The sequence below is a fragment of the Sporomusa rhizae genome (assembly GCF_041428845.1).
GTDB lineage: Bacteria > Bacillota > Negativicutes > Sporomusales > Sporomusaceae > Sporomusa > Sporomusa rhizae.
Window position 1 is genome coordinate 1,666,463 of sequence record NZ_CP156925.1, and the last position, 23,935, is coordinate 1,690,397.

The window sequence follows — 23,935 nt, forward strand, 5'->3', positions numbered from 1 at the left end:
TAATTAAATGACCACGATTACCCAATGAATCGAGGTGATGTTGAAGATGCAGAAAGAAAAGGTATTTTCCTATATTGACGCCCATCGGAATGAGATGCTGGCTTTGTGGCGCGATTTGGTCAATCGGGACAGCGGCCCGGCCGACAAGGCCGGGGTCGATGAACTCCAGGTTGTGGTCAAAGGTGTCCTGGAAGCCGAGGGAGCAACTGTCCGGATGGTTAAGTATGAACAGGCGGGGAATATGCTTATCACCGAGATCGGCGGCGAGCGGGCGAAACCGCCGGTGATTTTTCTGGGCCACGTTGATACGGTGTTCAAGACCGGCGCCGCGCGGGAGCGGCCGTTCACTATCAAGGGCGATAAGGCCTACGGGCCGGGTGTGCTGGATATGAAGGGCGGCGTGGTAGCTTTTCTCTACGCCATCAAAGCTTTAAACGCCGCAGGCTTCGCGGAGCGGCCTATTAAAGTACTACTTGCTGGCGACGAGGAGGTCGCTCACGCTAAATCGAACGCGGCCGAAATTATTGTCGACGAAGCTACTGGTGCCGTCGCGGCGTTCAACTGTGAGACCGGGTTTGTTGACGATGCAATTATTGTCGGCCGCAAGGGAGTCTCCCAGTTTGAGCTGACGGTGCGGGGAGTTGCCGCCCATGTGGGCAACGACCCGGAAAATGGGCGTAGCGCCATAGTGGAGATTGCTCACAAACTGCTGGAGATCGATAAACTCACCGATTGGCAGGAAGGCACCACATTTAATGTCGGTGTTATAGAAGGTGGCACTGTGCCAAACGCCACGCCTGACTACGCCAAGATCAAGATTGACGTCCGGTTCGTGGCTGAGAGCGCCAGAGCCAAATTTACCAAAGATATTGAAGCTATTGCCGCCAAGACATATGTGCCTGGCACAACGACCACGCTGACATGCGGTGCCAATCTCGAGGCGATGCGGACTACCGAGGGGGTAAAGCGGCTGTTTGCCCTAGTCAAGGAGACTTGCGCCGAAAATGGTTTCGGCGAGCCATATGAAAAATTGGTGGGCGGAGGGTCGGACTCGGCCTATACGGTTGTCGCTGGGGTGCCCACCGTCTGCGCGATGGGGGTAAAAGGCGGCCGCAATCATAGCCCGGAAGAGTTCGCTATTGTGGAGACATTGTTCGAGCGTGCCAAACTACTTGCCGCCTGTGTTCTTAATCTTTCCAAGATGTAAGAAGTTTTATTGAAAAAATAAAACAACCTAGTCTTGAAAGAGAAACTCCTGCTAAATTTGTATGAATTTGGCAGGAGTTTTGCGGTTTTTAGGAAATGTATATTTATAGAGTAAAAGAATCGAACTTGCTGGAAAGATGTCAATAACCTCGGACAGACATCTTTGATAACTTAGGAAATGGGGGGATTTATTATTCCGCAACCTGCAACTCATTATCTGGTAACTAGGCGTGCAATACCAAAAGAACATTGGGTTAATTGGTGGGACAAGTACAAGCCTTACTTTGGGCTAGGGTCGTCTGCCCCTGATCTATTTTATTTTCCGCTCCTTCCAAAAGTAGCAGTAAAAGGTTATCGTTGCCGTTGTATCGTTTAATCGGATATATGAAATAGTGGGGTGATGATTTTGCTTAGTACTACCTGGCTTTACTTAATGGCCGTTATGATTGTTGGTAGCATTGTCAAAGGATTCGTATTTGGCCAAATTATTTGGGTATCGATTGACCTTGCGGTGCTTGCTGTGTGCTATCTGATTCTTCGCCGCAGATATTGGGTTGATATGAGGCAGTCCATGATATTTTTAAGTGTCATCACAGTCATCAGCATACTAGCTGATATTGGTCTTATCAGCGGGATGTTTGCTAATGTCTTGTCGTTGGCTTTTATCGGTTGGCTTATTTATAAAGACGGCGGTGGGAGAGGAACGTTTCACAACAAGAAGCCTAAACTTCGCCACAAATGGCATAAATAGAAATTTTAACCAAGATACTTGAGAAACTTATTCCGGCACAGTTTGATGGTGTGGATTACTTCAGCGAAGGACTGGCTGCCGTAAAGATAAACGGCAAGTATGGCTATAGGAAGTGGCGGCTAACTAGTGGCAGCAGTAGCAACTAACAGCTTAAACCGCCTTGTACTGTGGCATGCTCCCCAGGTATTGCATTTTGGGGTAGCATTAGGTTTGACATGTAGTCTTTTTAGACTTATACTAAAATCAATTTAGATATTAATGTATTTATCAAGAAAGTTAATATAGTAACTTGAAAAGTAATGACGGAAATGTTTGCATGTAGTATGCTTCAGAGAGTCGGTGGGTGGTGTGAACCGGTACAGAACGATGCAAGTGTCATTCCTGAACTGCAAAGCTGAACGATTTAGTAGGCTGCGCCGGTAACGACTTCTTGTGAGTGCACCGTTATATGCAAAGTTGTTAGATGATGAGATGTATCTATGCAATATTATTTTTTATTAATTGCTAGGTACAACAAGGGTGGTACCGCGAGATTAACCTCTTGCCCCTTTACGTAGGGGCAAGAGGTTTTATTTGTAAAAAATACTTCTACATACAATTGAAGGGAGTCATTCTTATGGAAAAGAAACAATTGGATTGGGAAAATCTTGGCTTTGGATACATTTCTACAGATAAGAGATATGTATCCAATTTCAAGAATGGTGCATGGGATGCGGGCACGCTTACTTCAGATGCAAATATTGTACTAAATGAATGTGCGTGCGTTTTCCAATATGCACAGACATGTTTTGAAGGTCTGAAGGCTTATACTACTATGGATGGTCATATCGTAATTTTCCGTCCTGATTTAAATGGAAAGCGGATGGAGGAATCTGCCAGAGCATTGGAAATGCCAATATTTCCAGTGGAACGTTTCGTAGACGCTGTTGTAAAAACTGTCGAAGCGAACGCGGCATATGTACCGCCTTACGGCTCGGGGGCTACGTTATATATTCGCCCCTATATGATGGGAACAAATCCTGTAATCGGTGTAAAACCAGCCAATGAGTACCAGTTTAGAATTTTCACGACTCCAGTTGGTCCATACTTCAAAGGAGGTGTAAGGCCGCTTACTCTTCGCATAACTAATTTTGACCGGGCCGCTCCGCATGGTACAGGTCATGTTAAAGCCGGATTAAACTATGCTATGAGCCTTCATGCTTCCGTCACAGCCCATGCAGAAGGGTATGACGAAAATATGTTTCTGGATCCGGCAACAAGAACAAAAGTCGAAGAGACGGGCGGTGCAAATTTTGTTTTTGTAACAAAGGATAACAAGGTTGTAACACCTAAATCAGAAAGTATCCTGCCTTCTATTACCAGACGTTCTTTGCTATATGTTGCAAAGGAATATCTTGGAATGGAAGTAGAAGAAAGAGAAGTACTTGTGGATGAACTGAAAGACTTTGCTGAATGCGGCTTATGCGGTACGGCAGCAGTTATCTCACCCGTCGGAAAGATTGTGAATCATGGAGAAGAAATTTGCTTCCCAAGCGGTATGAACGAAATGGGTACTGTAACCAAAAAGCTCTATGAAACTTTGACAGGCATCCAAATGGGACGAATTACAGCACCAGAAGGATGGATTAAAGTAATTCGCTAGAGCCTTTGCGCTAATAAAAGTTCAAGCCTACACCAAGGAACATAGCGTTCGCCTCCACCAGAGCTTCATAAGCAACCCTGTATTTGGCTATCCTAAATAAAGATTGATCTGTATTTCCATTAGGGTTATATGTGTGTTTGGCAGGAAAGGGGCAGGCCATGCGTTAGCACTGTGACTCATCCCTAGTGTGGTGATCCCAGCACAAAAATTCAAAAACGGGGAGTAGCAAAATGAAAGACAATCAAGTTTTACAGACAATACGCGCGCGGTAGTCGTGTCGGAGTTTTGGCGAAAAGCAGGTATCCGATGACGATTTGAGGCTGATTGCCGAAGCGTCCCTTGCAGCCCCGAGCGGCAGAAACCGACAGCCGTATAGGGTTATAGTCATAAAGGACAGGACGCTCATTCAGGAAATGAACGATGCCGGAATGGAAGTCCTCTCGGGTTTCCCGGACAAATCATTTTGCGAGCATATCAAGTCACTTGGTGGGATTTTCTATCGTGCACCCGCCTTATTGGTCGTGGCTGTCACAAAAGTAGAACCGGCCGGCGCTGAGATTTTTGACTGCGCCATCCTTGCCCAGACTGCTGCGCTTGCCGCTACTTCAATAGGCGTAGATAACCTGATATGCGGCCTCGCGGCTTTGCCGTTTGCCGGCGCAAAGGGCGTAGAGTTTAAGCGCAGACTTGGTTTCCCAGAAGGATATGAAATCGGGATAGGCGTATTGCTGGGGCACGCGAATGAAGCAGGGACGCCTCACGAGCCGGACTTATCAAAAATCAGCTTTATCGGATAGTAATAATAATTGCTTTATTTTTAACGATTGAGAGTTTCATATTTCCAAACCGCTTTTCAAACGCGCCTATAGTCCCCGATATTTTGATTGCAATTAATCGAATAGATATAATAAAAGAGAAACTCCTGCTAAATTTGTATTAATTTGGCAGGAGTTTGGGTTTGTCTAGCAAATATTTCAAATAGGGAATAGAGTTGTGTATTGGACTCGATGAGATCCGGTAGAACGCTGGAATAGTAATTGGATTATTAAAATGATTTTGAGTAAGACGCGATTGTCGGCCAGGTGATTTGTTATGTGTGGGACAATGAACCTGTCCCCTTGTTCCTTCATTCCTAGCTTTCGCAAGACATTAATTAGATGATTTTCAAGAGCAAAGTGGGGAATGAAAAATAGGCAAGTTAGTTTTCAAACAGTCTGCCGTCCCCGTTGTCCTCTTTGAATTTGAAAATTCTAGATTTATATTATGGAAGGTGTAGATATGCCTAGATTTTTATCAACTGAATTAGGGTTGCAAAATGAAATTGATGATATTGGAGCCTTTGATCTTTTACTAGATATTGATAGTAATTATTTTATAAATATAAAACGTTTAAAAGAAACGAATATACCAGAATTCGTTAACTCGTACAATGAAATTAATGAGTATTTTAGGCAAATAGGTATTTTACTTCTAGCATCAAAGAGTGAAACAGATAGAGCTTATAAAACAGCGCTACAAAAATTTAATTTTCCGGAAGTAAATGGAATAGGACTGGGTTTCTCTAAAGGAAAACATGGATCAGGTTTTGGGGATGAGCTGAAGAGGATCATAATACATGATGCAAAGGAAATTATTACAATAGCATCTAATCAGCCGGAAATTTTCCATTTAATAGGTTTGTTTGAGAATAATGTAGGGCCTGACAGATTAAGTGATATGATAGCCCGTATTATTTATCCCAACATTTTTGAATATACAATTAGAATTAATAAAGCATTAAATATAATCCCTTCACAGTACCCATATTTGAAATTCGATAATGAAGGTATAATATATAATCCTTATAAAAAATGTAAGATATTACTTTTACCAAAAGATGTTTTGCATGAACTGCCGATTGCTAGGGATTGGGATGACATTGATAGAGTTTGTCGTGAAAACGCAGTAATAAGAGCTGAAATAAATGAAATGGTTGGCGAACAATGGGGAAAACTTGCAACGCATGTAAAAAAAGAATATATAAAAAAATATATATTTAAAAGGTCTGACACTTTAAATCGCTTTTTAGAAGATTATAGAAAGACTAAAGTGGAGGCATATGATTTTAATAAAGATAGCGGTGGTGATTATTTAGTAGCAAAGAGAGCTAGAAAATTACCTGCAGAATATCCTTTAGAAATTGCAAGTATACCAAAAAATTCTAAAGAAATTTCAATGTTGATAGTTAATAAATTTAAAGATTTGGTTGAAAATAATAAAGTTTATGAACTGTTATATTCTGACGAAAAACCCCGTGGAGAAAAAATTGTTCAACGAGCTTTTTTATGCGTGGCAGAGAGTTATTGTGAAGCCAATAATCTAGATGTAAGCCCTGAATCTGATGCTGGGAGGGGACCAGTAGATTTTAAAATGAGCAATGGTTTAGATAAAACCATTGTAGAAATAAAACTAACATCTAACCCTAATGTTGTGCATGGATTTAAGGTTCAGATTGAAGAATATGCAAAAGCCGAAAAGACGGAAAATAAGATATTTTTGATAATTGATAATGGTGGTCCTAAAACTAGAATTGAAGAAGTTATAAAAATATATGAATTGAAGAAAGAAAACAAAGAAAACGTTCCGGAAGTAATAATTATAGATGCTAAGCCTAAAGAATCTGCGAGCAAATATAATAAATAAAATTCCTTCATTTAGTTAATATATGTTTGAAGGGAGGAGGCCTATTTGCAACAAGCGAAAGAGGTCGATCCTTATTTAATAGACAGAATCCCTATTGCTAAAAATATGGATCATGCATATTTATTGGAAGTAGAGGGGCTATGTCCGCTATGTGGAAAAAATTTATTGGCTACTAAAGGAAGAAACAAGAGTAAACTTTACCAAATAGCTCATATTTATCCCAATAGCCCTTCTTCAAAGCAAGTAAAAGAATTATATGGACTAGAGCGACTAGGAACGAATTGTGAAGATTTTGAAAATAAAATTGCATTATGTAAAGATTGTCATGGTCTGTATGATGATGATGTAACTAAAGATGAATATCTGAATTTGGTGAAAATAAAAAGAGAACTATTGAGTATAGCTAATGCAAAAGAAGTTATTTCGCATCAACCTTTAGAGGATGAAATTATCTTAGTAATAAATTCTCTTAGTACAGTAGATATGAATACATTAAAAGAAGTAAATTTGAAATATAATGGTGTAAAAATAGCAGATAAATTTGAAAGCAACTATACAATATTGAAAAGTAAAATTGAATCATATGTTTGTAGTTATTATTTTTTCATAAGAGAAATTTTTCAACAATTAGAGCAAAATGATCAAATTAATTTTAATATTATTGCAAATGAAATAAAGACAAGTTTTTTAAAGTGTGAAAACGAAAAGATCGATAAAAGTGACATATTTAATACGTTAGTAAATTGGTTGCGATCAAAAATAAAGGCAAGAGTTTCTTTAGAATCTTGTGAAATTGTCGTTTGTTTTTTTGTACAAAATTGCGAGGTGTTTCATGAAATTACCTAATAAATTATTTTCATATAATCAAAGTATTATTAGTAAATTTCCTATGGTTTTAGGAGTAATAAGTAAAAAAAAGGACATCACAATTTATCAATTATATATATGTGTAATCGATCAATTTGATGATATTACTGAATTTTTTTATACGTTAGATTGTCTTTATTCATTAGGAAAGATTGATTATGACTATAAATTGAGGAGACTAAGATATGCTGTATGAAATTATATGTGATGAATTTAAACAAAAACGTGTAGAATTTCATGCAGGACTCAATACTGTTTTGGGTGATAATTTTGGTAGCAATTCGATTGGCAAATCAACTTTTTTAATGATTATTGATTTTGTATTTGGTGGAAAAGATTATGTTATGTTATCATCAGATGTGCAGAAAAATATTGGAAATCATTTAATAAAATATTGTTTTATTTTTAATGGAGTCAAGTATTTTTTTTCAAGAAGTACTGATGATTTTGAGAATGTCAATAATTGTGATGAAAAATATAGAGTTAAAATGGTTACTTCGCGGGACAGCTATTGTGCATTTTTAAAAAATATGTATAAAATTTCGTTGGAGAATATTAGTTTTCGTGATATTGTTGGACGTTATTCAAGAGTATATGGAAAAGAAAACTTAGATGAGAAGCACCCATTGCATAGAGTTCATAATGAAAAAGCAGGTGATCCAACTAACGCATTACTAAAATTATTTGATTTATATAGATTTATTGAAGAGTTAGATAAGCTCTTAAAAAGAAAAGAATCGGAACTTGATACATATAAAAAAGCACAAAGATATCAATATGTATCTTCTATTGGTAAAAGAAAATACATACAAAATATAAAAGAATTGGAATTATTATTTAATGGGAAAGAGCAGTTAGCAAAAGACTTAGACGAAAATTTGTTGGATTTAGATTCTATAAAAACTGATGAATTATTAAAGCTGAAAAACGAAATATCAATTGCAAAGAGACATCGTAGCAGACTTTATTCTCAATTACGAATGATTAGTTTAAATATTGATGAAAATATGAATTTAAAATCAGAGAAATTTGATGATTTACAGATATTCTTTCCTAATGTATCCATTAAAAGAATATCTGAAATTGAACAGTTTCATAAAGAAATTGGGTTAGTCTTAAAGTCTGAATTAAAACAGAAAAAATCTGAATTGGAGCGATTAATATCAATTGCACAAAGCCATATAGATAATTTAGAAGAATCGGTCAAGGCAGTTTCACAATCTTCAAATTTATCTAAGGTGGTATTGATGAAATATTCAAACATTCAAAAACAAATTGAAACCTTAGAAAATGAGAATAAATCTTTTGAAAAGTTAGGATCATTAACTGAAGCAAAAATTGATGCGAAGCAGCGCAGGGATAATATGAAATTAGAACAATTACAAAATCTCCAGACTTTAATTAATGCGAAGATGTTAGAAATTAATGATCTAATATATTCTGAAACGAAAAAGCCTCCTACTATAATATTTAATAACAATCAATACATATTTTTTACTGCGGATGATACTGGAACGGGAACTTCGTATAAAAGTATGATTGTATATGATTTAAGTATCTTAGAATTAACTCAGTTACCAATTTTGATACATGATTCTATAGTATTAAAACAAATCTCTGACATAGCTATTGAAAAAATCTTTTTAATTTATAATTCTGTTGATAAACAGATATTTATTTCTTTTGATAAAATATCTGCGTATACTTTGCAAAGTCAAGAAATATTGAAGGCAACTAAAGTTTTAGAACTATCAGTTGGAAATGAACTTTTTGGTCGCTCATGGAACGATAAAAAACTTTCATAGACAGGCGAGCCAAGTTGTTTTATTCCGATATGAATAAAACTCTTTCTCCACTAAAACAGCATGGTACTTTGACGCTCACTTCAGTACCCCAATTAGCGTTGTTTGATGAACTAATGGTAATTTGCAATATTTTGGTAGGAAGAGAGTGCGTATCACCTTGTCGAACACGAATAATATGGAAAAGTAATATTATATGAGCACAAGTCAATTGTATAAAGTTAAAGAATCGGAAAAAAAGTTGAAGTGATACATGAAACAGAATTTAGTATCGAAGGCTTTAAGGAACGTTATGATATTCAGGAATGGATTGCTGATAACCCCAATATACTGGGCGAGGAGCTTTTCATTATTGCCAAAGAGTTCAATGAGTTTGATAAGACTAGGGAAAGAACCGATCTTTTAGCCCTCGACCGTGAAGGGAATTTGGTAGTCATTGAGCTAAAAAGAGATGATACGGGTGAATATTCTTGTGCGATGAAATCGCAGTTCCGGAAACAAGGAAATCATGAGTCCGGAACTGGAAATCATACTTTGGTAGTCCAATGCCTTAATTTATTCGCTTAGTCGTTTATCTAATCCATAAACCTCTCTCATCGATAAATCTTTCGTTGGATCAATGCTTTCGATATTTATCTTGTACGAATCATGAACGATTCGATCAAGAATGGCATCAGCCAGAGGTGAAGCATCACCGCCAAGTTGATCATACCAACCTTCATGCCTGTATTGAGAACAAAAGATTGTAGATGAACGTTTTCTTCGTCGATGAAGGAGTTCGAAAATGTCCTTTGCTTCATTTTGAGTAGGTTTCAAAAGTAGCCATTCATCAATTATCAGAAGAACGGGATTAGAGTATTTCATCATTACTTTTTTATAAGTGCCTTCATCCCTTGCATGTTCGAGATCTAGAAGTAGATCCGGCAGACGAACATACTGTGTTTTGTAGTAATGCTTACAGGCTTCCATGCCAAAGGCATTGGCAAGATATGTTTTACCACAGCCTGTTGCACCAGTGATGAAAATATTTCTGAATTCTGCGATGTACTCGCAAGTCGCAAGGCGTTTGATCAAATCTTTGTTGATTTTTCGTCCTGATGAATAGTTGATTCCCATAATACTGGCATCCGGTTGCTCAAACTCAGCATTTTTAATGAGGCGATTCAAGCGATTGTTTTTTCTTCTGGTATATTCAATATCAACCACCATGCCCATACGGTCTTCGAAGTCAATCTCCTTCATCTTAGGATCAGAGACTTGTTGCAGATAAGCTTCGGCCATTGCAGTTAAACGCATTTCTATAAGTTTATCAATTGTTGGATTATTTATCATTGCCTTTACCTCCATAGTAATTTGCACCGCGTGTTACGCCATAATTGTTTTTCGGGGGATTCTCTGTGCCTGGTTTTAAGCTCTCTTTAATTCCTGTGGTAAGAATATTTTTGATACTCTTATAACTTGGACTTGCTGTGTAGCTCAAAACTTTCTCACAAGCCGATTCAAGACGTGATTCTGAATGTCTTTCGGCTAACTTGAGTAATCCCATGCAACTTTTATAGGTTTGTTGTTCCACGCGGCTGGAGGATAGGATGGCAATAATGACTTTATGAGTATTAGTCCCAATTTTTTTGGCCCAATGCTTAAAGCGATCTCCATTCCATTCTAGATACTTCTGATGATCCGGCGGCATATGTTCCAGAATAGTATTGTATTGCCCCTTGCGGCCGTAAAGGCGTTTATGAGATGCAATACGATTGTGATTGTAAAAGATTTCTAAGACTCTATCAGTTACCCTCACATCGACTTTGAGTTTGATGTATTCATATGGAACAGAATATAGCATTCCTTCGAGTGATATGTGATAATTAAACTGAACGGTGGCTTGTTTCCAGTCCGCCAGTTCGTAAAAGGTAGCTGGTAGGGGGCTTAGGAAAGGCAACTCTTCGTGGTGGAAGAGGCTCCATCTGCTACCTTCTTTCTTTTGAAAAGTTCTTAAGTTAAATGCTTCGAGTTTTTCTCGGATTGCAGCATTAAGTTCATCCAAAGAGAAGAATTGTTCATTTCTAAGCGCAGCGGTTATCCATGTGGAAATGTTGCCAACAGTACCTTCAACATTTGCTTTATCTTTAGGTTTTCTAATCCTAGCTGGAATAATGGCAGTGCCATAATGTTCAGCCATTTCATGATAAGTTACATTAAGTTTAGGTGTATACCAATCTTTTGTATGAACTACAGCAGTTTTGCAGTTATCTGGAACAAGAATTTTTGCAACACCGCCGAAGTAGTTGTACATATGGACATGAGCCGTAATCCAAGCACGCTGCTTTTCATTGATAAAAGCCTCCACATAGGCGTACTGGCTATATGTCATAACACCGACAAAAAGATAAGCTTCAGTAACCTCACCAGTATCAGGATCAATAATCTTTGCTGGATCTCCAGCCCAATCTACTTCGACCTGTTCAGCTGGTTTGCGGCTAATATGCATCGTAGCACGACGTTTTTGCTCATCTTGCAAAAGGTAATGGCAGAACTGCGAGTACATAAGCGGTTCATCGCCGTTTAGTCGGCAGTCTTCTAAATATTCAGTCCATAATAATTTTTTACTTACACCATTTTTAAGCAATTCCTTACGAGTGTGGACTAAATCGGGGAGTCGTTTATTCCCAAAGTTTTTCTGTTCTTTTGGAAACATCAAGTTTTCCAAAGATTTGTCGGTCATTGATTCGTCTAAAGGCCATGATATTCCTAGCTCTTTAGCACGGCGTTGAATCTTTACGACAGTTTTCTGAGCAACACCACAACTTTGCATGATATTACGTTGTGAGAATCCTAGGCTTGTCAGCCTAAGGATTTCTCTGTACTTGGTCATAAATTTGACCCTCCTAATAATGAATTTACATCATTCGATGTATAAATTCATTATAGGACAAGCAATTATTGATTTCTGTTTGCCGGTATGTTGATTTCCATTTAGTCGGTATACTGATTTCCAATCACCGGTCAGGTGATGACTTTGAGACCGGAATACTCAATACGGGTGAATATTCTTGTGCGGTGAAACCGCAGTTCCGGAAAGGCGGAAACCGAGTGTCCGGAACTGGGAAACCGCTTTGTGCGAGTTTATTCGCTTTGTGACTTATCTAGTCCATATACCTCACGCATGGATACATCCTTTGCAGGATCAATGCTTTCAATGTTGATTCTGTAGGCATCATGCGCAATACGATCCAGAATGGCATCAGCCAGAGGGCTGGCATCACCACCAAGCTGCTCATACCATCCATCAGGACGGTACTGGGAGCAGAAGATTGTAGAGGATTTCCTGCGTCTTCTATGAAGCAATTCAAAGATATCCTTTTGCTCATTTTCCGATGGTTTCAGCAGAAGCCATTCATCAATAATAAGTAGAACCGGGTTCGCATACTTTGCCATGACCTTTTTGTAGGTACCCTCATCTCTGGCCATCTCAAGATCAATGAGCAAATCTGGGAGACGTACATACTTGGTATTAAGATACTGCTTGCAGGCTTCCATTCCAAAGGCACAAGCCATGTAGCTCTTCCCACTGCCTGTTGCGCCGGTAATGAATAAATTCCGGTGTTCCGAGATATATTCGCAAGTTGACAATCTCTGAATCAGCGATCTGTTCAGCTTGCGGCCTGAAGTATAGTTGATATCCATCATGCTTGCTTCAGGCTGGTCGAATTCAGCAAGCTTAATCAGTCTTTTAAGGCGGTTGCTCTTGCGGCTGCTGTATTCGATGTCCACTAGCATTCCTACACGATCATCGAAAGGAACTTCCTTCATCTTAGGATCATTAATCTGGTTGCGGAATGCATCTGCCATTGAGGTCAGACGCATTTCAATTAGCTTATCCATCGTACTCTGGTTTGTCATATGCGCTTACCTCCTGTAATAGCTGGCACCACGGGTGATGCCATGCTGATTGCTGTTTGTGGATTCGGATTTTTTATCTTCCGACTCAGACTTGTAGCTACCGGTTGTGAGTATGTTTTTGATACTTTTGTAGCTGGGCGAGGCTGTATAGCTTAAAGCTTTTGCACAAGACGCCTCCAATGCTTCTACAGAATACTTGTCCATAAGCTTTAGAAGTCCCATACAACTCCGGTAAGTCTGCTGTTCCACAGGTTTCGAGGTAAGGATTGCATCGACAGCCTTGTACGTATTGCTGCCAATCCGTTCTGCCCACTGGCGGAAACGATTGCCGTTCCACTCCAGATATTTTTGGTGGTCTTCCGGCATATGCTCCACAATCGTATCATACTGCCCCTTACGTCCGTGAAGACGTGGATGGGAAGCGATACGAGTATGGTTGTAAAAGATTTCTATTGTTTTGTCTGTTACCCTGACGTCGACTTTGCGTTTTATGTACTCAAATGGAACAGAGTACAGCATTGCATCGACAGATATGTGATAATTGAACTGAACGGTGGCTTGTTTCCATTCCGCCAGTTCATATCGGGTAGCAGGCAACGGTGCCAACAAGGGCATTTCTTCCCCAAGAAATACGCTGAGCCGGCTGCCCTCTTTCTTTTGAAAGGGGCGTGCATTAAACGCTTTCAGTTTTTCCTTGATTGCTATGTTCAGTTCGGCAAGGGAGAAAAACTGCTCATTTCTGAGTGCAGCGGTAATCCAGGTGGAGATATTCCCAACCGTTCCCTCTGCATTAGGCTTATCCTTGGGAGTCCTGACACGGGCAGGGATAATAGCGGTTCCATAGTGTTCTGCCATCTCATGGTAAACAGCATTGACCTGCTGATTGTACCAGCTACTGTTATGCATTACGGCAGTTTTACAGTTGTCCGGTACCAGAATCTTAGCCACACCGCCGAAAAATTCATACATGTGAACATGGGCTGTAATCCATGCCCGCTGCTTCTCATTAATAAATGCTGCGACAAAGGCATACTGGCTGTAAGTCATTACACCGACAAAGAGGTAGGCATTAATGATCTCGCCGGTATCCGGATCAGTGATTTGTGCCGGGTCGCCAGCCCAGTCGACCTCAATCTGCTCTCCAGGCTTACGGTTGATATGCATGGTAGCACGGCGTTTCTGCTCATCTTGTTGGATATAATAGCAGAATTGTGAATACATAAGGGGATCTTCGCCTGACTGGCGACAGTCTTCCATGTATTCCGTCCACAGAAGTTTTTTGCTTACACCATTGCGGAGAAGCTCCTTGCGAATGTAGGCGAAGTCGGGCATCCGCTTTCTGGATGTGTCTGAATGTTTGCCTTTTGCCGGAAACAGAATCCCGGCAAGCACTTCATCTGTTTGGCCATCATCAAGTGGCCAAGAGATATTATTTTCTTTTGCCTTTTTCAGGACGATGTTCACCGTCTTCTTAGAGACACTGCAACTGTATGCAATGTTCTGCTGACTGAATCCTAAGCTATGTAGCCTAAGAATTTCACGATACTTGGTCATATATCATGACCTCCTTATAATGTATTTACACCATCTGGTGCATGGTTACATTATAAGGAAGATATATTTAAACGGTTTCCAACACCGGAGGGTTGGTTTCTTTTAAACCGGAATGACGGTTTCCAGTGACCGGACAGGCAGGGTAATCAGCTCCGGATTATTCAATACGGGCGCAGGCGTGCATTGGCAAGTAATTAAATATGCAAGTTATTTTCGCAAAGTAAAACCCGATCAAATTGTCAAGATAAATGCTAAAGACAGCAGGGGAAACAAAGGGACGGTTCTTGTGTTTCCTTAAAAAATGTTATAATATGGGTAAAGTGTTAAAGAGGTGAGCAAAATGCCACGAACTGCCCGGAAGAAAAGTAAAAACGGAATATATCATATAATGCTAAGAGGAATAAACAGACAAACTATATTTGAAGACGATGAGGATAGAATTAAATTTATTGATACTTTAACGCATTATAAGCAAAAATGTGGATTTAACATTTTTGCTTATTGCCTTATGGATAATCACGTCCATCTAATTTTAAAAGAAAATAATGAGCCAATAGAGAAGCTAATGAAGCGAATAGGAGTAAGCTATGTTTATTGGTATAATCTGAAATACAAACGAATTGGCCATTTATTTCAGGATAGATATAAAAGTCAAGTTATTGAAGACGATAGCTATTTATTGTCGGTAATACGATATATACACCAAAATCCTATTAAAGCAAATATCACAACTGCCATGGGAGAGTACCCATGGAGCAGCTATGTCGAATATGTAGGGCATTCCAGCATAACAGATATAAACTTTGTGCTTGAGATATTCTCCCCCAGCCCTGAGAAAGCAAGAGAACTATTTGTGGAGTATATGGATGAGAATGGAGAAGAAGTTCATGAATTGAAAGGCAAAGACAGATTAAGCGATGATGAGGCAAACAGTAAGGCAATTGTTGGGTAATTTAGCAGCTAATCAACTACTAACTATGGAAAAAGAAAAAAGAGACGGTTATCTAAGGCAGCTTAAAGAGAAATGGACGGATACCAATTAGACAAATAGCAAGAATAACCGGTCTTACTTTTAATGTTGTAGCTAAAGCGTGAGGAAACAGTAGAACCGTCCCGTTGTATCCCACCGTTGCATCCCATCCCCGTGACACCCTTTTGGTTCGACGGAACCGTTCCCGCGATTTGAAGGCTATGGAGTTAGTTGGCATGAAGAAGGTAACATTCTATAAGCGCGTGAAGGAATGTGAAAGAATGGCAGCAGAGGAGTAATCCTCTGGTTTTTCTTGTATACGGGCTACATTTGTTATATACAAGGGAATAGGAAACATTTAGGGAAATATTGTATATGAGTTGTATACTAATTGGAGGGACTATATGAAAAAAAATAATATGATACTATTGCTGTTTTCCGTATTATTATTTTTTAGTTTTCCTGTTTACGCAAATCCTAGCGAACTGAGTAATAACGAAAAAGCAGAAATCTTTAACGAAGTAATGGCTATACCGATCTGGCATGAAACAACAGTAAACCTAACGGGTAGAACTCTAGACAAGGCCAGAGACATTGCCATATTGTCTTCTAAGATAATGGTTAGGCAAATGTTTAGAGATAGGATAGTTAAAACTGAAGAACTTAAACTTACTAAGGATATGATTGATTTCACTGATTTGGCTAAAGTTACAGAAGAGGATACATCGGGAAACTATGGAAGACCATATGAAGTTGAAAAAGATAATATAAATATTTTAAATGTGACTTTTAGATTTAAGTTTGAATGTGACAAACAAAAAATCCGAGATGTAAATCCATTTATAGAGAAAAATCATAACAACAAAAACAGCTTTATTAGAGAGTTTAAGGAAAACAATTATTATTGGGAAATAATTGCGGTAGGATATGGTTTTTATGAAAGTTTTGAAGATATAGATTCTAAAATTAGAATTAGTAGCAAATTAGGAGTAGAGAATGCCTGTCAAGAGATAATTAAGAAAGTTGCGGAGTTAGGTATAACTGATCAAGATGTACAAGGAAAAATAATAAATGCGATAAAAGCAAAAAAGAACTACGGTGGTGTTTACCGAGTTCTTGGGTGTGGCGTTGAAGTTGAAAAGCCTATACCTATTAGAATTAATAAGAAGGATTTTACGGTATCATTTATTTATAACTAATTTATTTATTCAATACAAGTAAAGGGGATTTAAATGAAAAAAATAATAGTTAATTTTATACTAATTACTCTTATGACAATTGGAACAGCATTAGCAGCAGAACCTTCAATGGAAATGAATCGAATTGGAGTTATTGATATGAACACTGTAATGATGCAAAGTCCGCTAGGAAAGGAATTTCAGAGGCAACTAAAAGAAAAAGGTAAAGAGTTAGGTGATCAATTGCAAGTTGATAAAGCTAATCTCTCAACGGATGAATATCAAAAAAAGAATGATGAGGCTTATGGAACTTTTTTGAAGTTAAAGCGTGATGTAGAAGAACAATTAGAAGTAAAAGTAAAAGAAGCAATGGTTAAGGTTACTAGAGAAAAGAATCTAATAATAATACTTTATAAAGGTTCTGTTGCCTTTGGTGGAATTGATGTAACTCAGGATGTTATAAATAGTATGGAATAGAGAAAACAAAAAAAGGATACAAGGTGACGGTTCTTCTGCATCCTTTTAAAAAGGCGGATTTGCAAGGTCGTGGATCGCCGCCCTGTCCAAACCGCTTTAAGGGACAGAGGGGACAGCTTTCTTGTCCCGGAGTAAGGGAAAATACCGGAATCTGCCTCAAGCCATGAATTTCTAACGTGCCTATAGTCCCTGATATTTTGCAATAAATCGAATAGAAGTAACGAAAGAGAAACTCCTGCTAAATTTGTATTAATTTGGCAGGAGTTTGGATTTGTGTAGCAAATATTCAAAATAGGGAATAGGGTTGTTTATTGGTTCGACGGAACCGTCCCCGCGATTCGTTAAGACTATCCCAGATGGGGTGTCACGGCAGGAATTAATAGAGGAATTGTTCTGGAAACATGAGGTGTGTGTCAGAAACCACGTCCCCGTGACATGACAATACAACCCATTGGAGAGGGGCCTATATGAACAGTAAAGTTTTTTTGAGCTATTCTTACCAGGACAAACAATTTGCCGATTGGTTGTCACATAAATTAGCTATTAGTGGAATTAATGTTTGGTATGACCAGAATGAAATATACGCTGGAGAGTCTATTACTGAAAAAATAAATGAAGGATTAGAAACTAGTAGTATTTTTTTAATTATCATAAGTAAAAATTCGTTAAAATCGGTATGGGTTAATTATGAGTTAAATTCAGCATTAATTAGAGCTGCAAGTAACCATGGTGTCAGAATAGTGCCGATAAAAATTGATGAAGCTGAGTTACCTCTATTTTTAAACTCTATCAAGTATGCAGATTTTAGGGATAATAAAGATTATTCATTGAAGAAATTAATATCTGAAATCATGAGAATTCAAAAGATTAATTATCCTGTACCTAATTGGAATACTATAAATCGCGAGGACTTTGAAAATCTAGTTTATGAATTACTTCTATTAGAAGGATTTGTGGCAACAAAAGTTGGAAGAAAAAAACATGAACTGGATTTCGTAGCAAGAAAAAAAGAAGAACAAGATAATACAATAATTGAGAAAAAATGGATAATTGAAGCAAAATTTTATAGAGAGTCTAAAATATCGTTAGGCCAAATAACTGAATTGTATGGTTATACAAAAATTGCTGAAGCGGATTATTTATTACTTATTACTAATTCAAGTTTATCTAAATTAGCTAAGGAATTTATTTCTGATAAGATAACTGATATTAAAATTCATGTTTGGGATGAAGCTTATTTAGTTGAGTTATTATATAAACACTCTAAATTATTTAAAAAGTATTTTAATATTACGCCAATCCCAGATAATGCGTGTGTACATATAATAGACTCTAAGTTGGAAGAAATACAGAACTTTATAAAAAAGTTAGAAAAGTGCCCTGCAGGCTTTGAGGGTTGGAAGAATTATGAGGATATTTGTATTGAGATTTTCAATTATTTATTTGTACCACCGTTAAGTTTACCTAAGATCCAATCGAGAAGAGAGTCGGGGATTGATATTCGGGATGCTTTGTATCCTAATAGGTGTGAAAATGAAAATTGGAAATTTATCAGAAACGATTATGATGCAAAATATATTCTATTTGAGTTTAAAAACTTTTCTTTGGATGGAAATGAAGTTGATAAAGAAGTAGTGAACCAGATTAGGGATTATCTAAAGAAAACTATAGGCAAGTTCGGGATAATATGTAGTAGAAAAGAACCAGTGCGAAGCGCTCTTGAAAAGCGAAAAGATTCTTTCATTGAAGATGGAAAAATGATCATTTTTATAACTAGCGATCATATTAAAGAAATGCTAATGAAAAAATATCGTGATGAGGATCCTGCAGACGTAATTATGGATTTAATTGATGAATTTAATTTGAGTTTCTAAGTACTAAAGACGCAGGGCCGGTGGTTATGTCTTGAGGAAAGGATTTATTGAAAAAATAAAGTAAGACAGTACCACCGTCCCCTAGTCCTGGTAAAAGTATTCAAGGCTTCAAGGAATATCCTAATGGCTTCCACGTTTCCAAATATAAACTCAACCAAAAATGGTGGACTGAAGGGTTTATAAAGGTTTGAAACGAGCGAGCTTGAATAATTAACAGAGGTTAGGAGATGAATGAGGTTCTTTGATTAGACGCTATTGTATGATTTTTGGGTTGTAGCTTGAGGAAACAGTAGAACCGTCCCGTTGTATTCTCTTTTCAGGATAAGTTCTCTAATTGATAAGTTTTATTGTACCACACTCGGGGCGTTCCAGAGGGTCATGAAGCAAGGGGGCGCAAAATCTGCTTCATAACATGATTTAATGCTTTCTGGAGGGGGACGGGTTCTGGCACGACAGAAGCAAAATGTACGTCCGAAACCACTGAAAAAGTCAATAAATAAACAACCATCCCTCTATTATGGTAAAATATAACTGTAGATGTTTGCCGGAATGGAGGGATTTGCTTTGCTTAGACATGTGCCTCACCAATTAAGTATATATAGCGTGCTATATGACAGAATTCCCAACGACCATATTCTGAAGACTATCGCAGCCAATGTTGATTTTAGTTTCATTAACGATTTACTGAAGGATTCATATTGTAAGCACCTGGGGCGGCCTGCTAAAGAGCCGGAAATGCTAGCAAAGTTACTTATCTTGCAATATCTATATAACTTATCCGATGTCAAAGTCATTGAAGAAGCTAGACTAAACTTAGCTTATATGTGGTTTTTGGGACTAAATCCCGAAGATGATTTGCCAGAAGCCAGTCTACTTACCAAGTTTAGGAGACATAGATTAAAAGAAACAAGTGTCGATGATATTATTCAGGAAGTAGTCCGCCAGTGTATAGAAAAAGGTATTATTAATGGGACCGGCCTGAGCATTGACGCCACTCATGCCAATGAAAATACAATAAAAAAAGTGCCAGAAAGAATCATGAAGCATCTAGCCAGAAGAATCATAAAAGCTATTGAGGAAGAAAACGGAGAAATCCCATCTGAGCTAATTGGCGAAGTTCCTAACTACAAGCTCATAGAGGACCACAACGAAGCGAAGCAGATTATGAAGACATATTTAGAAACCATAATCAGTAAAGCTGAAAACCATGTAGATCTCTCCATTCTGCCTAGCAGCCAAAAAGCTGTTGACGAAGCAAAGGAAGTATTACAAGATCCTAAATTTATCGCACAAAAAGGAATTCGGTCACTTGTAGATAAAGATGCCCGTGTGGGGTACAAATCTCAAACAGACAGCTTTTACGGATATAAAGTAGAATTTGCAATGATCCCAGAAACGAGGATTATTACCGCAGTGACAGTTGATAACGGTGCCTATGTAGATGGTAGCAAATTTGATGAGCTCTATCAGCGAAGTAAAGCATGCGGATTGACCATACAAGAGGTGTATGGAGATAAAGCTTATTTTCGAAAACCAATTTTAGATACCCTACAAACAGACTCAGTGGAAGCTATCATTCCAGTAAATTCTTGCGTCTACAAAATAGACGAAAGCAGATTTACTTACAATAAAGACAGTGATCAATGGTTTTGTGAAATGGGTAATATATTATGAACATAGTCAATTTGCTAAGACTAATCAGTTTAAACTCAAGTACAAAAAACGCGCCAGTCATGAGTGGAAAAACGGGGAAATGAAGCGTTTTCACGGATTAGATCGTGCCCGAGGGTACGGTCTAAAAAGCATGTCAATGCAAGCCAAGCTAACGGCTTTAGCCGTAAATCTTAAAAGGATAGCAGCACTACTATCCTTTTGTGGCCATGTGTTTGGGAAACAGATGGCCAATTTTATAGCATATTGCAGATTGACTCCGCTATTTATGCAGATAAGCTAAAAAAACATGGATATATCATTGGTTTCAGAACGTCCCTTTGCTTCCAGGGCGGTGGTTTCGTCTAAGGAAGGATTTATTGAAAAGATAAAGCAAGACAGTACCACCGTCCCCTAGTCCTATCTACACCAAAATCCTATTAAAGCAAATATCACAACTGCCATGGGAGAGTACCCATGGAGCAGCTATGTCGAATATGTAGGGCATTCCAGCATAACAGATATAAACTTTGTGCTTGAGATATTCTCCCCCAGCCCTGAGAAAGCAAGAGAACTATTTGTGGAGTATATGGATGAGAATGGAGAAGAAGTTCATGAATTGAAAAGCAAAGACAGATTAAGCGATGATGAGGCAAAACAAACAGTAAGGCAATTGTTGGGTAATTTAGCAGCTAATCAACTACTAACTATGGAAAAAGAAAAAAGAGACGGTTATCTAAGGCAGCTTAAAGAAAAATGGACGGATACCAATTAGACAAATAGCAAGAATAACCGGTCTTACTTTTAATGTTGTAGCTAAAGCGTGAGGAAACAGTAGAACCGTCCCGTTGTATCCTTCAAAGTTTTTCTCAGACAGCGTGAAGAAATGGAGAAACGTATTCAAAGCGAAGAAGGAATCGTATTGCGCGTGAACCGTTCAATTCAAGTTGAGGGAGCTTTTGGCGTCCTTAAAGAGGACATGGGCTTCCGTAGATTTTTGTTGCGGGGGCAAATAAAAGTGCAAACCGAATTCCTACTACTGTGCATGGGATACAACCTAAATAAATTCCACAACAAAATCCAAAGCGGTCGCTGTGGAAACTATTTGCATATGCCAAAAGCATCCTGATAACCGCATGCAGATTTTTTTTAGGGGAAGGTACTTCCTCTGTTTTGTTATGCTCGTAATTCGGCTACAGCTTGCCTTTTAAATTCGATTTAATCGCGTTTTCCTTTTTTATTGTTCAAAAAAACGTGTCGCAAAACAATTATTGAAAAATTGTTTTGCGACACGCCCTTAATTTTTTTTGCCAGAAGCATCGGGACTGTTAAACGTAAGCGTCAATCAGTCCCCACATAGTGCTGACGCACTACCCTGAGATAATAATCTCGGGAGGGATTGAAGGATGAAAACGAATAAACGTTTTTATCAGCTGCCTTGCCGCTATAATTTCCAAATTTCTTGCTCGGTATCAGATTCCAGTTGTATCCTTTCTTGGTTTTTCAAGTATGTGTCGTGTATAATAAATACACAGCTACTAAAATCAGCAAGCCTCCGGTAAGCACATTAAAAGTTCTGATGCCGTTTTTTATTTCATTTAGAAATTGCAGTTTAGATCCAAGTAGAGCCCAGGCGACGAGTGAAAGATAGCAGATCGGAAAATATATGCTTACAAATACCAACAGCATCGTGTAGGAATCCTGCAGATTGAAGGCGACGACGCCTGAGAGGCATGCAATCCATGCTTTGGGGTTAAGCCATTGCATTAGAAATCCATGATGGAAACGCGGTAAGTTTTTATCTTGTACCTCAATTTCGGTATTGGAAGACATGATCTGATAGCCCATGTATCCGATATACCCTGCTCCGACATACTCCAATACCACTTGAAACGCACTGATATGTGAGATCATATTCGCTAATCCTAGTCCAACGGCAACCAGCAGAATTGTAAAGCCGATTGTTGCGCCGGATACGAAAGGAAATGTTTTTTGAAACCCGTAATTTACGCCCGAAGAAAGCGACGTCATATTGACTGGTCCAGGAGAAATCGACATAGATAGCGAAAATAGAAACATGGCAAATGCAACAGACATATTGTAACCCTCCGTGAGTTATTATTCTTTACTTTGTTAAATTTAGTATAAAATAGCAAGATAAATCAGTCCAATTGCATGTTTGGATTAAGTTCATCCATAAAACTGATTACAGTGAAATGGATCGGAATAATACTGTAACAAGGATGGTGACTCTCTTGGAAATCCGTCAATTAAAAGCGTTTATCGAAATTGCCCGAACCGGAAACCTTACAGAAGCCGCTGCGCAGCTTAATGCCAGTCAGCCTGCCATAAGCGCTCAAATAAAAGCATTAGAAGAAGAAGTGGGGTTTGCCCTTTTTCATAGAAATGCAAAAGGCATGTCAATGACCGAGAAAGGATCGAAACTGTTGATAAATGCGGTGCGTATATTGGATTCCATTGACGAATTTCATTACACGGCCGATGCGTTGCATGAAAACTCGATCGATACCATTCAAATCGGCTTGAATACGGACAACGAAGTGCTCCGCATCAAACAAATGGTTAGTCGAATTACAGATTCCATGCCGCAGCTTGAATTGCACTTCATAGATCTTAAAAGCGAAGATTTTACCCAGGCGCTGGAGCATTCGAAAATTGATGCCGGGTTTTTTTACGGAAAAATCGTGCATCCTTCTGTCAGCGCGGTAAAACTGCATTCATTTAAAATGGTTGTCGTTTATCCTCAAAGCTGGGATGTGAATGATGACGAACTGTCGCTTGAGTTTTTTGCAAAACATCCATGGATCTGGTCGACAAAAGGCTGCCCATTTTACAAGCAATCGATTGATTTTTTTAGAAAAAAGGGTATTGATCTGCAAAAGATCATGTATGTTGATGACGAATCGCTGATAGGGAAACTGGTTCAGGAGGAAGTTGGCTGCTCGCTGTTAGCCGAGCCTATCGCGGAGCAATTTGCCGAGAAGAGCATGCTGAAAATATGGCGGGGCGTTGATTTAAGCATTGATCTGTGTTTTGGGTGCCCCAAGGAAAAAAAGAACGATCCGGCATTGCTTAAGATTTGCGCGATATTGAATGAAATTTGGGAAACGTTTAACCCCGCCGAGGTGGACCTGGAAGCGGGACAGAGGGGACAGGTTGCTTGTCCCAGAAGAAAGGGACAATTTCTGAGAAGGAATCCGCCCAAAACTATGAATTTCTAACATGCTTATAGTCCACGATATTTTGTTCCAATAGATGGAATAGAAGTAAACTAAAGAGAAACCCCTGCCAATTTTGTATTAATTTGGCAGGGGTTTTGTATTTTGTGGCAAATATTTAAAGCAAGGAATAAAGCTGATGT

20 protein-coding genes and 3 pseudogenes are annotated in these 23,935 nt (G+C 38.5%); 18 read left to right on the forward strand and 5 right to left on the reverse strand.

The window, feature by feature from the left end; all coding sequences use genetic code 11:
* Positions 1–46: 46 nt before the first annotated feature.
* From SRRS_RS07385 to SRRS_RS07430, 10 genes and pseudogenes are all read left to right on the forward strand, one after another.
* Complete coding sequence (locus SRRS_RS07385; RefSeq protein WP_371367616.1) at positions 47–1,207, forward strand: M20 family metallopeptidase; 1,161 nt, start codon at positions 47–49, stop codon at positions 1,205–1,207.
* A 405-nt stretch (positions 1,208–1,612) separates the two neighbouring features.
* On the forward strand, positions 1,613–1,957 hold the full coding sequence (locus tag SRRS_RS07390) for a hypothetical protein (protein ID WP_371367618.1): 345 nt from the start codon (positions 1,613–1,615) through the stop codon (positions 1,955–1,957).
* Between the two features lie 29 nt (positions 1,958–1,986).
* Entirely contained in the window at positions 1,987–2,103 is a 117-nt protein-coding gene (locus SRRS_RS07395) for a WG repeat-containing protein (RefSeq protein ID WP_371369741.1), read from the forward strand.
* A gap of 470 nt (positions 2,104–2,573) precedes the next feature.
* Entirely contained in the window at positions 2,574–3,599 is a 1,026-nt protein-coding gene (locus SRRS_RS07400; protein WP_371367619.1) for a branched-chain amino acid aminotransferase, read from the forward strand.
* A 284-nt stretch (positions 3,600–3,883) separates the two neighbouring features.
* Positions 3,884–4,396, forward strand: a pseudogene (locus tag SRRS_RS07405) (nitroreductase family protein); the annotation flags it as partial.
* 481 nt (positions 4,397–4,877) lie between these two features.
* Entirely contained in the window at positions 4,878–6,281 is a 1,404-nt protein-coding gene (locus SRRS_RS07410) for a hypothetical protein (protein ID WP_371367621.1), read from the forward strand.
* A gap of 45 nt (positions 6,282–6,326) precedes the next feature.
* The gene (locus SRRS_RS07415; protein ID WP_371367623.1) at positions 6,327–7,127 is read left to right on the forward strand and encodes an ABC-three component system protein; all 801 of its coding nucleotides are present in this window, start codon (positions 6,327–6,329) and stop codon (positions 7,125–7,127) included.
* Positions 7,128–7,170: 43 nt separating this feature from the next.
* Positions 7,171–7,344 carry an ABC-three component system middle component 7 gene (locus SRRS_RS07420; protein WP_371369743.1) on the forward strand — a complete coding sequence of 58 codons (174 nt, stop codon included), beginning with the start codon at positions 7,171–7,173 and terminating at the stop codon, positions 7,342–7,344.
* Entirely contained in the window at positions 7,334–8,953 is a 1,620-nt protein-coding gene (locus SRRS_RS07425; protein WP_371367625.1) for a DUF2326 domain-containing protein, read from the forward strand. Before SRRS_RS07420 ends, SRRS_RS07425 begins: the two co-directional genes overlap by 11 nt.
* A 243-nt stretch (positions 8,954–9,196) precedes the next feature.
* On the forward strand, positions 9,197–9,517 hold the full coding sequence (locus SRRS_RS07430; RefSeq protein WP_371367627.1) for a hypothetical protein: 321 nt from the start codon (positions 9,197–9,199) through the stop codon (positions 9,515–9,517).
* On the opposite strand, the gene istB is transcribed toward SRRS_RS07430, so the two are convergent.
* The 4 genes from istB to istA (SRRS_RS07450) all read right to left on the reverse strand — a co-directional run bounded on the left by istB (position 9,506) and on the right by istA (SRRS_RS07450) (position 14,404).
* Positions 9,506–10,282 carry an IS21-like element helper ATPase IstB gene (istB, locus tag SRRS_RS07435; RefSeq protein WP_371363668.1) on the reverse strand — a complete coding sequence of 259 codons (777 nt, stop codon included), beginning with the start codon at positions 10,280–10,282 and terminating at the stop codon, positions 9,506–9,508. The two genes, SRRS_RS07430 and istB, sit on opposite strands and share 12 nt — an antisense overlap.
* Positions 10,272–11,822, reverse strand: a complete 1,551-nt coding sequence (gene istA, locus SRRS_RS07440) for an IS21 family transposase (protein ID WP_371363667.1) — start codon at positions 11,820–11,822, stop codon at positions 10,272–10,274. Before istA (SRRS_RS07440) ends, istB begins: the two co-directional genes overlap by 11 nt.
* A gap of 251 nt (positions 11,823–12,073) precedes the next feature.
* Complete coding sequence (locus SRRS_RS07445; protein ID WP_371367629.1) at positions 12,074–12,850, reverse strand: ATP-binding protein; 777 nt, start codon at positions 12,848–12,850, stop codon at positions 12,074–12,076.
* A gap of 6 nt (positions 12,851–12,856) precedes the next feature.
* A complete protein-coding gene (istA, locus tag SRRS_RS07450; RefSeq protein WP_371367631.1) occupies positions 12,857–14,404 on the reverse strand; it encodes an IS21 family transposase in 1,548 nt (515 codons plus the stop codon).
* A 340-nt stretch (positions 14,405–14,744) separates the two neighbouring features.
* Between istA (SRRS_RS07450) and SRRS_RS07455 the strand changes: the two genes are divergently transcribed.
* From SRRS_RS07455 to SRRS_RS07485, 7 genes and pseudogenes are all read left to right on the forward strand, one after another.
* Complete coding sequence (locus SRRS_RS07455) at positions 14,745–15,356, forward strand: transposase (protein WP_371367633.1); 612 nt, start codon at positions 14,745–14,747, stop codon at positions 15,354–15,356.
* A gap of 422 nt (positions 15,357–15,778) precedes the next feature.
* Positions 15,779–16,573: a hypothetical protein gene (locus SRRS_RS07460; RefSeq protein ID WP_371367635.1), complete on the forward strand. Its 795-nt coding sequence runs from the start codon at positions 15,779–15,781 to the stop codon at positions 16,571–16,573.
* Between the two features lie 33 nt (positions 16,574–16,606).
* Positions 16,607–17,029 (forward strand): OmpH family outer membrane protein, encoded by a 423-nt coding sequence (locus SRRS_RS07465; RefSeq protein WP_371367637.1) that lies wholly within the window; start codon positions 16,607–16,609, stop codon positions 17,027–17,029.
* Positions 17,030–17,496: 467 nt separating this feature from the next.
* Complete coding sequence (locus tag SRRS_RS07470) at positions 17,497–18,903, forward strand: TIR domain-containing protein (protein WP_371367639.1); 1,407 nt, start codon at positions 17,497–17,499, stop codon at positions 18,901–18,903.
* A 564-nt stretch (positions 18,904–19,467) separates the two neighbouring features.
* Positions 19,468–20,857, forward strand: a pseudogene (locus SRRS_RS07475) (transposase).
* A gap of 276 nt (positions 20,858–21,133) precedes the next feature.
* Positions 21,134–21,328 carry a hypothetical protein gene (locus SRRS_RS07480; protein ID WP_371367640.1) on the forward strand — a complete coding sequence of 65 codons (195 nt, stop codon included), beginning with the start codon at positions 21,134–21,136 and terminating at the stop codon, positions 21,326–21,328.
* Between the two features lie 108 nt (positions 21,329–21,436).
* Positions 21,437–21,682, forward strand: a pseudogene (locus SRRS_RS07485) (transposase); the annotation flags it as partial.
* Between the two features lie 374 nt (positions 21,683–22,056).
* Here the strand turns inward: SRRS_RS07485 and SRRS_RS07490 are convergent.
* Positions 22,057–22,650, reverse strand: a complete 594-nt coding sequence (locus SRRS_RS07490; RefSeq protein ID WP_371367641.1) for a LysE family translocator — start codon at positions 22,648–22,650, stop codon at positions 22,057–22,059.
* Between the two features lie 158 nt (positions 22,651–22,808).
* Between SRRS_RS07490 and SRRS_RS07495 the strand changes: the two genes are divergently transcribed.
* Positions 22,809–23,795: a LysR family transcriptional regulator gene (locus SRRS_RS07495; RefSeq protein ID WP_371367642.1), complete on the forward strand. Its 987-nt coding sequence runs from the start codon at positions 22,809–22,811 to the stop codon at positions 23,793–23,795.
* Positions 23,796–23,935 lie beyond the last annotated feature (140 nt).

Coding starts and splice junctions, on each gene's coding strand:
- SRRS_RS07410 (WP_371367621.1), top strand. CDS start 4,878: ATGCCTAGATTTTTATCAACTGAATTAGGGTTGCAAAATGAAATTGAT.
- SRRS_RS07460 (WP_371367635.1), top strand. CDS start 15,779: ATGAAAAAAAATAATATGATACTATTGCTGTTTTCCGTATTATTATTT.
- SRRS_RS07385 (WP_371367616.1), top strand. CDS start 47: ATGCAGAAAGAAAAGGTATTTTCCTATATTGACGCCCATCGGAATGAG.
- SRRS_RS07445 (WP_371367629.1), bottom strand. CDS start 12,850: ATGACAAACCAGAGTACGATGGATAAGCTAATTGAAATGCGTCTGACC.
- istA (WP_371367631.1), bottom strand. CDS start 14,404: ATGACCAAGTATCGTGAAATTCTTAGGCTACATAGCTTAGGATTCAGT.
- SRRS_RS07455 (WP_371367633.1), top strand. CDS start 14,745: ATGCCACGAACTGCCCGGAAGAAAAGTAAAAACGGAATATATCATATA.
- SRRS_RS07420 (WP_371369743.1), top strand. CDS start 7,171: ATGGTTTTAGGAGTAATAAGTAAAAAAAAGGACATCACAATTTATCAA.
- SRRS_RS07470 (WP_371367639.1), top strand. CDS start 17,497: ATGAACAGTAAAGTTTTTTTGAGCTATTCTTACCAGGACAAACAATTT.
- istA (WP_371363667.1), bottom strand. CDS start 11,822: ATGACCAAGTACAGAGAAATCCTTAGGCTGACAAGCCTAGGATTCTCA.
- istB (WP_371363668.1), bottom strand. CDS start 10,282: ATGATAAATAATCCAACAATTGATAAACTTATAGAAATGCGTTTAACT.
- SRRS_RS07465 (WP_371367637.1), top strand. CDS start 16,607: ATGAAAAAAATAATAGTTAATTTTATACTAATTACTCTTATGACAATT.
- SRRS_RS07425 (WP_371367625.1), top strand. CDS start 7,334: ATGCTGTATGAAATTATATGTGATGAATTTAAACAAAAACGTGTAGAA.
- SRRS_RS07490 (WP_371367641.1), bottom strand. CDS start 22,650: ATGTCTGTTGCATTTGCCATGTTTCTATTTTCGCTATCTATGTCGATT.
- SRRS_RS07400 (WP_371367619.1), top strand. CDS start 2,574: ATGGAAAAGAAACAATTGGATTGGGAAAATCTTGGCTTTGGATACATT.